The sequence below is a fragment of the Solicola agrisoli genome, assembly GCF_049059935.1.
GTDB lineage: Bacteria > Actinomycetota > Actinomycetes > Propionibacteriales > Nocardioidaceae > JAURVT01.
This window is the reverse complement of sequence record NZ_JBMGQR010000051.1, coordinates 20,781-32,442: the sequence shown is the minus strand read 5'-3', so window position 1 is coordinate 32,442 and position 11,662 is coordinate 20,781. Positions and strand designations below refer to the sequence as shown.

Sequence of the window (11,662 nt, the reverse complement as noted above, 5' to 3'; positions counted from 1 at the left end):
TGCTCGGCTCCACGCACGACGCCGACGACGCGCTTCAGGACGCGCTGCTGCGCGCGTGGCGCGGCCTCGACGGGTTCGAGGGCCGCAGCTCGGTGCGCCGCTGGCTGTACACCGTCTCCACCCGGACGTGCCTCGACGCGCTCCGCAGCCGGGGGCGACGCGCGCTGCCGGTCGACCTCGGCCCGTCGAGCGACCGGGTCGTGGCCGTCGAGCGTCCGTCGACCGACGTCGCCTGGCTCGGGCCCTACCCGTCGTCGGGGCTCGCGGACGCGATGGCCGCCGAGGAGCGGCTCGAGCAGCGCGAGTCGGTCGAGCTGGCCTTCGTCGCGGCGTTGCAGCACCTGCCGGGCAACCAGCGGGCGGCGCTGCTGCTGTTCGAGGTGCTCGGGTACTCGGCGGCGGAGATCGCCGACGTCATGGACACCTCGGTGGCCTCGGTCAACAGCGCGCTGCAGCGGGCGCGCGCGGTGGTCGCGACCAGGGTGCCCCCGCGCAGCCAGCAGCAGACGCTGCGCCTCGTCGACGACGACCGCGTGCGCGAGGTCGTCGCCGGCTACGCGAGCGCGCTGGAGCGCGGTGACGCCGACGCACTGGTCGCACTGCTCACGCAGGACGTCACGTGGTCGATGCCGCCGCTGCCGCACTGGTACGCGGGGCTGGCCGACGTCACCGCGTTCGCTGTGGCCGTCCCCCTGGGGTCCTGCGGCAGCTGGCGCCACCGCGTCGTCGAGGCCAACGGGCAGCCCGCCGTCGCGTCGTACCTGCGGCCCGGCGACGACGGTCCGCACGACGCGTGGGCGATCAACGTGCTCACCTTGCGCGACGACCTCGTCAGCGAGGTCACCTCGTTCATCGGTGTCGAGCACTTCGCGGCGTTCGGCCTGCCCCCGTCGCTCGACTGAGCGCCGCCCGTCGCCTGCCGGACGGTGGCACGATGGCCGCGACGGCCGAACGGGTCGGTCGCGGTGCTGGGAGGAGTCGGGCGTGCGCGCAGTCGTCGTCACGCGGGCCGGTGGGTCCGACGTGCTGGAGGTCCAGGACCGTCCCGAGCCGCAGCCGGGTGCGGACGAGGTGCGCGTCGACGTCGCCGCGGCGGGCGTCAACTTCATCGACGTCTACCAGCGCAGCGGCGTCTACGACATGGACACGCCCTTCGTCGCCGGGTCGGAGGGCGCGGGCACGGTCTCGGCCGTGGGCGCCGACGTCACCGACGTCGCGGTGGGCGACCGCGTCGCCTGGCTGATGGTGCCCGGCGCGGGCTACGCCGAGCAGGTGCTGGTGCCCGCCGAGCGGTGCGTCCCGGTGCCGGACGACGTCGACGACCGCACCGCGGCCGCGGTGATGCTGCAGGGCGTCACCGCCGAGTACCTCACCTTCTCGACCTACCCGGTGCAGGCCGGCGACGACGTCCTCGTGCACGCCGCGGCAGGCGGCATGGGCCTGCTGCTCACCCAGATCTGCACGATGCTCGGCGCGCGCGTCATCGGCACCACCTCGACGCAGGCCAAGGCCGACGCCGCCCGCGCCGCGGGCGCGGTGCACGTCGTCGACTACACCCGTGAGGACGTGGCCGCGGAGGTCCGCCGCCTCACCGACGGACGCGGGGTGGCGGTCGCGTACGACGGTGTCGGCCGCACCACCCAGGACGCGAGCCTGGACAGCCTGCGCCGCCGCGGCGTCTACGCGCTCTACGGCCAGGCCAGCGGCCCGGTGCCGCCGGTGGAGGCCAAGCGCCTCAACGCCGGCGGGTCGCTGTGGTTCACCCGGCCCACCGTCGTCGACCACGTCGTCACGCGCGACGAGCTGCTCCAGCGCGCCGGTCGCGTCCTGGGCTGGGTGCGCGACGGCTCGGTGACGGTCACCGTCGGCGGGACGTACCCGCTCGCCGACGCCGCCCGCGCCCACGACGACCTCGAGGGTCGCCGGACGACCGGCAAGCTGCTGGTGCTGCCCCTCGGTTGACCTGTCATGTGCACACCTGTGCACATAATGCTACGTTTGTCCGCGGCGACACCGGGTCGCCGACGTGGGCGGACGGAGCGTGGCGATGCGACGGGTGTGGGCGAACCGGACCTACCGGCACCTGCTCACCGCGCAGGTGGTCGCCCTCGTGGGGACGGGGCTGCTCACCGTCGCGCTCGGGCTGCTGGCCTACGACCTCGCGCCCCGGTCGGCGTCGGCCGTCCTCGGCGCCGCGTTGACGATCAAGATCGCGGCCTACGTCGTCGTCTCCCCGTTGGTCGCCACGGTGGCCGAGCCGGTGCCCCGGCGGGTCCTGCTCGTCGGCGCGGACGTCGTGCGCGCGGGCGTCGCGCTGCTGCTGCCGTTCGTCGACGCGGTCTGGCAGGTGTACGTCCTGGTGGTCGTGCTGCAGGCGGCCTCGGCCACCTTCACGCCCGCGTTCCAGGCCGTGATCCCGGCCGTGCTGCCGGACGAGCGCGACTACACGCGCGCCCTGTCGCTCTCGAGGCTCGCCTACGACCTGGAGTCGCTGCTGAGCCCGGTGCTGGCCGGCCTCCTGCTGACCGTGGTCAGCTACCACGGGCTCTTCGTCGGCACCGTCGCCGGATTCGTCGCGTCAGCCCTGCTGGTGGTGACCACCCGCCTGCCCGACGTGCCCGTGCCGCCCCGTGAGGAGCGGTTCGCCTCCCGAGTCACGCGGGGCACCCGGACCTTCTGGGCGGTGCCGCAGCTGCGGGCGCTCCTGGCCCTCGACCTCGTGGTCGCCGCGGCGACGGCGCTCGTGCTCGTCGACACCGTCGTGGTGGTCAGGCAGCTCCTCGGGCGGGACGACTCCGCGGTCGCCGCAGCGCTGGCCGCCTACGGCACCGGGTCGATGATCGTCGCCCTCGCGTTGCCCCGGGTGCTGGACCGGGTCGCCGAGCGCACGGTGATGATGCCGGCTGCGGCGGTGCTCGTGGTCGGGGTCGCGGTCTCGGGCCCGCTTCTCGCCGTGGTGCCGGCGTCGTCGTGGCCGCTCGTCCTGGTGCTGTGGGCGGTGCTGGGAGCGGCGACGTCCGCCGTGCTGACGCCGTCGGCCCGACTCCTGCGCCGTCACAGCCGCGAGGCCGAGCGGCCGGCGGTGTTCGCCGCGCAGTTCTCCCTCTCGCACGCCTGCTACCTGATCACGTACCCGGTGGCCGGGTGGGTCGGTGCGGCCGCCGGGGTCCCGGTGGCCGCGCTGCTGCTCGCCGCCGTCGGGGCCGTGGGGCTCGCGGTCGCGGCGGTCAGCTGGCCGGCCGCGGGGTCGTCCGCGCCGTCGAGGGCGGCGGCTGCGGCACACTGACCCCATGACCTCCGAGCCGGCGCGCGACGACGCGAGCCTGCACCACGGCGACCGGCCGACCGCCGAACGCCTGGACCAGGCGGCCCGGGTGTTCCAGATGCTGTCCGACCCCACCCGGCTGCACCTGCTGTGGTCGCTCACGCACGGTCCGGCCGACGTCGGCACGCTCGTGGAGCAGACCGGTGCCGCGCGCACCTCGGTGAGCCAGCACCTGTCCAAGCTGCGACTCGCAGGCCTCGTCCGCACCCGCAAGGACGGACGGCGGGTGCTCTACAGCCTGCCCGGCGGCCACCTCGAGCGGCTCGTCCAGGAGGGCCTGAACCACGCCGACCACCAGGTCACCGGCGAGCCGCACCACGGCTGAGCCGGCACCGGCGGCGCGTCCCTCCCGTCCGCGATCCGATGGGTTGGCGGGGTTCCCGGCCGTCCGAACCCCGCGAACCCGTCAGATCGGGGACGGGTGGGACGTCTCAGCCGGGTCGCTGAACGAGCGGCGTGGCACCGCGAGCAGGCTGGCGGCGGCGAGCAGGGCCGAGGCGGAGCACACGCCCCAGACGACCAGGTACCCGCCGAGCGGCGCGGTCACCGAGCCCTCGGTGTCGATGCTGCCCGTGGCGGACAGCGCGATCGCGAAGATGCTGGACGCGATCGCGCCGCCGATGGTCTTGGTCGTGTTGGTCATGCCGGTGGCGAAGCCGGTGCGGTCGGCCGGAGCGGCGGCGGCGGCCGCAGCGGGCAGCGCGGCGACGAGGGCGCCCGAGCCGACGCCCGCGACGCCCATGTTCACCAACGCCTGCACGGTGCTGTCGTGGAAGGGGATCCACAGCGCGTACCCGAGGGCGACGAGCAGGCACGCCGCCAGCAGCGCGTCGCGCGGTCCCAGCAACCGTGAGGCCACCGGGAGGAGCAGGGCTCCGGCCACCATCGTCACGACGTAGAGCCCGATCAGCGTCGACACGAACGACGCCGACGCGCCCAGCCCGTAGTCCACGACGTCGGGGTCGGTCTGGGCGTAGGTCGACAACGGGATCTGGGCACCGAGCACGGACATGCCGAACAGGAAGGCGGTGAGCTGCACGGGCCACTGCCCGGGCGTCGCGAGCAGCCGGACGTCGACGAGCGGATCGGGGTGGCGCAGCTCGGCCCGCACGAACGGGACGAACGCCGCCACGCCCAGCAGGAGGACGCCCCACGCGACGAGGCTGCCCGGCCCGTCGAGGCGGATCAGCACGAGCCCGCCCATCAGCACCGCGAGCGCGACGGTGACGAGCCCGAAGCCGGTCCAGTCGACCCTCCCCTCGGCCATCGGCTCGGTGTCGGCGACGCCGAACCACACCGCCACCAGGCACAGCGTCACCGCGACCGCGGGGAGAGCGAGCACCACCTGCATGGAGGTGGACTCCACGATCGCGCCGCTGGTCAGCGCGCCGGCGATCACACCGAGCTCGAGCGCGGCGACCAGGAAGCCGGCCGCGCGGCGGGTGAGCCGCGACTGCTGCCCGGTGTGCGCGGTGCGGCGGTGGATGATGCTCACCTCGAGCGGCAGCCACAGCACGTAGAAGCCCTGGATCGCCCAGGCCACCAGGAACGTCGAGAACGACGGGGTGAACGCCAGCGCCCACGACGCGAGCGCGGTGACGGCCGTCGACAGCAGCAGCACCGTGCGGTGCCCGACCAGGTCGCCGAGGCGGGAGAGCACCGGCACGACGAGTGCCGAGACGAGCAGCTGGGCGGCCTCGAACCAGTTGAAGCTCGCGTCCTGGATCCCCAGGTGGTCGGCGATCTGGGGGACGATCGGCGTGTAGTAGCCCTGCAGCACGCCGCTGGCCACCTCGACCGCGACGAGGAAGCCGACGATCGTCCAGAGCCCCGGCACGGTCGACGTGGTGCGGCCCGCGCTCACGTCAGCGCCTCGATCAGTCGCTCGTACCAGAGCACGCCGTCGGCGAGGTCGTCGACGCCGACGTGCTCGTCGTAGGAGTGGATCGACTGCCGCTGGGCCTTGGTCATCCGCAGCGGCGACCAGCGGTAGACGCGGGGGCAGATCCGGGTGAAGAAGCGCGAGTCGGTGGCGGCCATCATCACGTAGGGCGTGACGACGGCCTCGGGGAACTGCGCGCCGATCGTCCGCTCGAGCAGCCGGAAGGCGTCGTCGTCGACGGGCGACAGCGGGCTCGCCTCGCCGGGGTCGACGACGCTCACCTGCACCTGGTCGTCGCCGATCGCGCGGCGCAGGTGCTCCACGACGCCGGCCACCGTGTCGCCCAGCATCACGCGCACGTTGACGCCGGCGCGGGCCGTCGAGGCCAGGACGTTGTGCGCGGGCGAGCCGGACAGCGTCGTGACGGCGACGGTGGTGCGCGCCATCGCCGCCGTCTCCGGGCCGGCGGCGACGAGCGCCCGCGCGACCACCGGTCGCAGTCGCGCGGCGTTGGCCAGCAGCGGCCGCAGCGGCGGCGGGGCGTGCGGTGCGATCCGGCGGAACAGCTCGATCGTGGGGGCGGGCACCGACGCCGGCAGCGGGCTGCGGTCGAGCCGCACGACGGCGCGGGCCAGGCGGGCGACGGCGTCCATCCGCGACGGCGTGGACGCGTGCCCGCCGCGGCCGTCGACCCGCAGCTCGAGGGTGGTGGTGCCCTTCTCGGTCACGCCGACCACGCCGAGCGGCGGCGCGATGCCCGGGAACGCGTCGTGCGCCACGGCGCCCCCCTCGTCCACGACGAACCACGGCTCGACGCCGCGGCGCTCGAGCTCGTCGACGGCGAGGCCGGCGGTCTCGCCCGACACCTCCTCGGTGGTGCCGAACGACAGCCACACGTCCTGCGCGGGGACGAACCCGCGCGCGAGCAGACGCTCGACGGCCTCGACGACGCACACCAGGGGCCCCTTGTCGTCCAGGGTGCCGCGTCCCCACACGTGACCGTCCACCACCGTGGCGTCCCACGCGGGATGCTGCCACGGCGCGTCCTCGGCCACCGGCACGACGTCGACGTGCGCCATCAGCACGACAGGTCGGTCCGAGCTGCGTCCGCGCCACCGGAACAGCAGCGCGTGCCCGGGCAGGGTGGTGAGCTCGAGGTGCTGGTGCAGCAGCGGGAGCCGTCGGCGGAGCTCGTCGGCGAACGCGACGAACGGGGCCTCGTCGCGCTGGGCGGGGTCGGCGTGCGAGACGGTCCGGATGCGGACCAGCGCCTGCAGCGTGGCGACCGCGCGGTCGCGCAGGTCGTCGACGTCGTCGGGACGGGGCGTGGTCATCGGCGCATGCTATCGACGCCCCGCGTGCTCAGGGCGCCGCCAGCCCGGCGGTCAGGCAGCGCTCGGCCCACGCCTCCCAGCGCGACCGCGACCACCCGCGTCGGACCACGAGCAGGTGGTAGGTCTCGAGGCTGAGCACGCCGTACAGGGTGTCGGCGAGCTGGTCGACGAGCTCTGGTGCCGGGGCCACCAGCTCGGCCAGCCGCCGGCACGTCTCGGTCCGCTGCGCGTGCAGGAGGTCGAGCAGCTCGCCGACGCCGGGGTCGGACGCGGCACCCGAGACCACCTGGTGCACCGGGGACGCCCGCTCGACCGCCGCGGCGACGTTCGTCACCACGCTGTGCAGCGCCGCGGCGGGCTCGAGGTCGGCCAGCTCGGTGACCCAGTCGCGGTCGAGCAGGGGGACGGGCTGCGCGTCGCCGACCACCGCCTCGTCCTGGACGGCCGACAGCACGCCCACCTTGGACCCAAACGCGCTGTAGACGCTGCGCAGCTCGACCTCGGCGTCCGCGGCGATGTCGCCGATCGTGGTCAGGAGGTACCCCCGCGCGAGGAACGACCGGTGCGCCGCGGCGACGATCCGCTCGCGCTCCTCGGCGCTGCCGTCCGTCACCGGTCCTCCCGTCCGAGCCCGACCATCAGGTCAACCTAGCCCCGACGACACGGCGGGACCCGCCGGTCAGCTCCCGCGTGTCTGGCGGAGCAGGCGGTGGGCCGTGGCGGCGTCGGTGACGAGCTGGTTGAAGTAGCGGCCGCGGGCCGCGGCGACGATCGACAGGACCTTGTCCTCGCCGACCGCGACCGCGATCGTGTCGGGGATCTGGCGCAGGTCGTCGAGCCCGGTCGCGACGATGCGCTCGCTGCCGGGGTAGTCGACCGGCTCGCCGTCGCGGTCGTAGAAGCGCGAGCAGACGTCCCCGACGGCGCGGCGCAGCGAGGGCGCGTCGGAGGGGACGAACGAGGGGAGCGAGGTCCGGGTCAGCGGGGCGGAGCCGACACCCACCAGCGCGCAGCGGGCCCGCGTCCACAGCGTGGTGATCCGCTGGAACGTCGGGTCGCGGTGCAGCGACTCGAACAGCTCGCGCCCGGGCAGCGCGGGGGCGTAGAGGTAGCTCGGGCGACCGCCGGTGCGCTCGGCGAGCACGCGGGTCGTCTCGTTGGTCTGGAACCAGGGCTGGGGGTCCTCCTGGCCGCCGACGGCCGGCGCGACCACCACCCCGGGGAGCCGGGTGCGCTCCTCGAGCGCGCACTCGTAGACCGTGCGGCCCGACGACACCAGCAGGACGTCGCCGGGCTCGAGGCCGACGCCCGCCAGCGCCCGCGCGACCCCCGGGGCGAGCCACGGGCCGAGCTGGGTCCCCTGGACCTCGGGCACGACGAAGACGGCGTGCAGCCCCAGCGCCTCGGCGACGTCGGAGGCCAGGGCCTCGTCGCCGTCCGGACGGTGCACGGAGATCGTGACGATGCCCTGTCGTCGCGCCTCGGTGAGGATGCGGCTCACCGTGGCGCGGCTGACGCCGAGCCGCTCGGCGACGCCGGCCTGCGTGACGTCCTCCAGGTAGTACAGCGACGCGGCCGCGTACATCACCTCCGGGGCGAAGCGGTTGGCGTCGCGTCCGACCGGCTCGGGTCCGTCGGGGCCGGGGGTCAGCTCCAGTGCGTCCATGTCGCGTCACATCGTCGCAGACCGCTGCGCGTGACGTCTCAGAACGATTGTGCTGGACATATGTGCAGCAGCGATCTACTGCGACTGACGTCACCCGGACCGGCCTCGGCCGATCGGCGGTGGCACGTGCCGGCGCAGGCCGGCGCCGGAACGCCCACCGACAGCAGTGACGAAGGAGTCCACCGTGACCAACCCCCGCACCCGCGTGGCGGCGCTCGTCGCCGCCGCGCTCTCCACGACCCTCGCCCTCAGCGCCTGCGGCTCCGGCTCGGGCGGCGACGCCGGCAGCGGCGGCGGTGCCGAGGACGCGAAGATCGCGTTCCTCATGCCCGACCTCGCCTCGACGCGGTACGAGCAGTACGACAGCCCGCTGTTCAAGAAGAAGATCGCCGAGCTCTGCCCGGGCTGCGAGGTGATCTACCAGAACGCCGACTCCGACGCCTCCAAGCAGCAGCAGCAGGCCGACTCCGCGCTGGCCCAGGGCATCAAGGCGCTGGTGATCGACCCGGTCGACTCGGCGGCCGCCGCCACGATCGTCCAGACCGCGCAGAGCCAGGACGTCCCGGTCATCGCCTACGACCGTCCGATCCCCAAGATCCCCGCCGACTACTACGTCTCGTTCGACAACGAGAAGATCGGCGCGCTGATCGCGCAGTCGCTCGTCGACGAGCTGAAGAAGAGCGGTGCCGAGGGCGGGATCCTGGAGGTCAACGGCTCGCCCACCGACGCCGCCGCCGGCCTGATCAAGAAGGGCATCCACAGCGCGGTCGACCCCAGCGGCATCAAGCTGCTCGCCGAGTACGACACGCCCGACTGGCAGCCCGAGAAGGCCCAGAGCTGGGTCAGCGGTCAGATCACCCGGTTCCCGGGCCAGATCGCCGGCGTCGTGGCGGCCAACGACGGCACCGGCGGTGGCGCGATCGCCGCGTTCAAGGCCGCGGGCGTCCCCGTCCCGCCGGTCACCGGCAACGACGCCGAGCTCGCCGCCGCCCAGCGGATCCTGGCCGGCGACCAGTACAACACCATCTCCAAGCCCATCAAGACCGTCGCCGAGGCGGCGGCCGAGGTGGCCTGGGAGTTCGCGCAGGGCAAGACGCCCAAGGGCAAGGCGACGCTGTTCGACACCCCGTCGCAGCTGTTCACCCCCGAGGTCGTCACGCGCGAGAACATCAAGGCCGCGCTCTTCGACTCCGGCGCCCTCGAGGCGTCCAAGGTGTGCACCGGCGAGTATGCCAAGGCGTGCACCGAGCTCGGCATCAGCTGACGAACGGCGGGTCCCCGCCGTCCGCGGGGGCCCGCCCGGCCCACCCCCAGTCCGACCGAGCCACCTGAGGCACCCATGACCCCCACCGCACCTGCGAGCGCGCCCGCCGGGACGAGCGTGCTGTCGCTGCGATCCATCTCCAAGACCTTCGGCGCCGTCGCGGCGCTCACCGACGTCGACCTCGACGTCGCCCCCGGCCAGGTGGTCGCCGTCGTCGGCGACAACGGCGCCGGCAAGTCCACGCTCGTCAAGGTGCTGGCGGGGGTGCACGCGCCCACCTCCGGCACCATCACCTTCGAGCAGCGCACGGTCACGATCGACAACCCCGCCACGGCGCAGGGCCTTGGCATCGCGACCGTCTTCCAGGACCTCGCGCTCTGCGAGAACCTCAACGTGATCGAGAACCTGTTCCTCGGACGCGAGATCAACGCGCTGCGCTTGGACGACGTGGCGATGGAGGTGCGGTCGTGGGAGCTGCTGCGTCAGCTGTCGGCCAAGATCCCGACGGTCCGCATCCCCGTGGCGTCGCTGTCGGGCGGGCAGCGCCAGACCGTCGCGATCGCGCGCTCGCTCATCGGCGACCCGCGCGTGATCATCCTCGACGAGCCCACGGCCGCGCTCGGCGTGGCCCAGACCGCCGAGGTGCTGAACCTCGTCGAGCGCCTCCGCGAGCGGGGTCTCGGCGTGATCATGATCAGCCACAACATGGAGGACGTGCGGGCCGTCGCCGACAAGGTCGCCGTCCTGCGTCTCGGCCGCAACAACGGCGTCTTCGACGTCAAGGACGTCTCCAGCGAGGAGATCATCGCCGCCATCACGGGCGCCACCGACAACGCGGTGTCCCAGCGGGCCTCGCGTCGACGGGGGCCGTCCCCGGACGACGGCACGGGCAGCACGAGCGAAGGAGCACACGCGTGACCACCACCGACCAGCCCTCGGAGAAGACCGCCGTCGCGACGGACCTGCAGGACGAGCGCCTGCGGCAGTCCAGCGGGATCCGCGGCACCATCGACGCGCAGGTGCGCCGGATCAAGGACGGCGACCTCGGCGTGCTGCCGGTCGTCGCCGGCCTCGTGGTGATCTGGGCGGTGCTCCAGGTGCTGAACCCGATCTTCCTGTCCAGCGCCAACCTGGTGAACCTGACGCTCGAGTGCGCGAGCGTCGGCATCATCGCCCTCGGGGTCGTCTTCATGCTGCTCGTGGGCCAGATCGACCTGTCGGTCGGCTCGGTGAGCGGCCTGGCGTCGGCCGTCGTGGCGATCCTGTTCGTCGACAAGGGCCTGCCGGTCTTCGTGGCGATCGCCGCCGCGGTCCTCGCCGGGGCCGTGATCGGCTGGGCCTACTCGTTGATGTTCAACCGGTTCGGCGTGCCCAGCTTCGTCATCACGCTCGCCGGCCTGCTGGGCTTCCTCGGCCTGCAGCTGTACCTGCTCGGCGCGCAGGGCTCGATCAACCTGCCGTTCGACTCCGGCCTGGTGAAGTTCGCCCAGCTCTGGTTCGTGCCGCCGTGGCTGTCCTACGTGCTGGTCGTCCTCGCCGCCGGCGGCCTGCTGCTAAGCGGTCTCGCCCACGCCCGCAAGCGCGCCGCGGCCGGGCTGTCCCACCGCAGCACGTCCGACCTCGCCCTGCGCAGCGGCGCCCTGCTCGTCGCGCTCGGCTTCGTGGTCTTCTACCTCAACCGGACGCGCGGCGTGGGCTGGATGTTCGTGCTCTTCGTCGGCCTCGTGCTGGTGATGCACTACCTGCTGTCGCGCACCAAGTGGGGACGCTCGGTGTACGCGGTCGGGGGCAACGTCGAGGCAGCCCGCCGCGCGGGCATCAACGTCAAGCTCGTGTACACCTCGTGCTTCGTGCTCTGCACGTCGTTCGCGGCGCTCGGCGGCGTGCTGGCGGCGGCGCGCCTCGCCGCGGCCAACCAGAGCAGCGGAGGCGGCGACGTCAACCTCAACGCCATCGCCGCGGCCGTCATCGGCGGCACCAGCCTGTTCGGTGGACGCGGCACCGCCTTCGCGGCGCTGCTGGGCGTGCTCGTCATCCAGTCGATCTCCAGCGGCCTGACGCTGCTGAGCCTGGACTCGTCGTTCCGCTTCATGGTGACCGGCGCCGTGCTGATGCTCGCGGTCGCGCTCGACTCCGCGGCGCGCCGCACCCGCGCGTCGCACGGCAGGGCGTGAGCATGGCGGACGACGAG

Annotated in this window: 11 protein-coding genes; 7 read left to right on the top strand and 4 right to left on the bottom strand. The window is 73.6% G+C overall.

The features are described 5' to 3' along the window. The 4 genes from ACI6PP_RS16305 to ACI6PP_RS16290 all read left to right on the top strand — a co-directional run. The coding region (locus tag ACI6PP_RS16305) for a sigma-70 family RNA polymerase sigma factor (protein WP_421112668.1) at positions 1-902 on the top strand (902 nt) is incomplete at its 5' end. An 82-nt stretch (positions 903-984) separates the two neighbouring features. Next, positions 985-1,962 carry a quinone oxidoreductase family protein gene (locus ACI6PP_RS16300; protein ID WP_421112667.1) on the top strand — a complete coding sequence of 326 codons (978 nt, stop codon included), beginning with the start codon at positions 985-987 and terminating at the stop codon, positions 1,960-1,962. A gap of 85 nt (positions 1,963-2,047) precedes the next feature. Next, positions 2,048-3,286, top strand: coding sequence for an MFS transporter (locus ACI6PP_RS16295; RefSeq protein WP_421112666.1), 1,239 nt, complete (start codon positions 2,048-2,050; stop codon positions 3,284-3,286). A 4-nt stretch (positions 3,287-3,290) separates the two neighbouring features. Next, positions 3,291-3,650, top strand: coding sequence for an ArsR/SmtB family transcription factor (locus tag ACI6PP_RS16290; RefSeq protein ID WP_421112665.1), 360 nt, complete (start codon positions 3,291-3,293; stop codon positions 3,648-3,650). Between the two features lie 81 nt (positions 3,651-3,731). Here ACI6PP_RS16290 and ACI6PP_RS16285 read toward each other — a convergent pair whose 3' ends face one another. The 4 genes from ACI6PP_RS16285 to ACI6PP_RS16270 all read right to left on the bottom strand — a co-directional run bounded on the left by ACI6PP_RS16285 (position 3,732) and on the right by ACI6PP_RS16270 (position 8,207). Continuing rightward, entirely contained in the window at positions 3,732-5,189 is a 1,458-nt protein-coding gene (locus ACI6PP_RS16285) for an MFS transporter (RefSeq protein ID WP_421112664.1), read from the bottom strand. Next, a complete protein-coding gene (locus ACI6PP_RS16280) occupies positions 5,186-6,541 on the bottom strand; it encodes a M20/M25/M40 family metallo-hydrolase (protein ID WP_421112663.1) in 1,356 nt (451 codons plus the stop codon). Before ACI6PP_RS16280 ends, ACI6PP_RS16285 begins: the two co-directional genes overlap by 4 nt. A gap of 28 nt (positions 6,542-6,569) precedes the next feature. Then, entirely contained in the window at positions 6,570-7,154 is a 585-nt protein-coding gene (locus tag ACI6PP_RS16275; protein ID WP_421112662.1) for a TetR/AcrR family transcriptional regulator, read from the bottom strand. A 66-nt stretch (positions 7,155-7,220) separates the two neighbouring features. Beyond that, on the bottom strand, positions 7,221-8,207 hold the full coding sequence (locus ACI6PP_RS16270) for a sugar-binding transcriptional regulator (RefSeq protein ID WP_421112661.1): 987 nt from the start codon (positions 8,205-8,207) through the stop codon (positions 7,221-7,223). Between the two features lie 184 nt (positions 8,208-8,391). Here ACI6PP_RS16270 and ACI6PP_RS16265 point away from each other — a divergent pair, with 184 nt between their 5' ends. The 3 genes from ACI6PP_RS16265 (at position 8,392) to ACI6PP_RS16255 (ending at position 11,645) form a co-directional block, all read left to right on the top strand. Beyond that, positions 8,392-9,471: an ABC transporter substrate-binding protein gene (locus ACI6PP_RS16265; protein WP_421112660.1), complete on the top strand. Its 1,080-nt coding sequence runs from the start codon at positions 8,392-8,394 to the stop codon at positions 9,469-9,471. Between the two features lie 75 nt (positions 9,472-9,546). Next, positions 9,547-10,389, top strand: a complete 843-nt coding sequence (locus ACI6PP_RS16260) for an ATP-binding cassette domain-containing protein (protein ID WP_421112659.1) — start codon at positions 9,547-9,549, stop codon at positions 10,387-10,389. Further along, positions 10,386-11,645, top strand: a complete 1,260-nt coding sequence (locus ACI6PP_RS16255) for a sugar ABC transporter permease (RefSeq protein WP_421112658.1) — start codon at positions 10,386-10,388, stop codon at positions 11,643-11,645. The genes ACI6PP_RS16260 and ACI6PP_RS16255 overlap by 4 nt, the downstream gene beginning before the upstream one ends. The last annotated feature ends 17 nt before the right edge of the window (positions 11,646-11,662 follow it).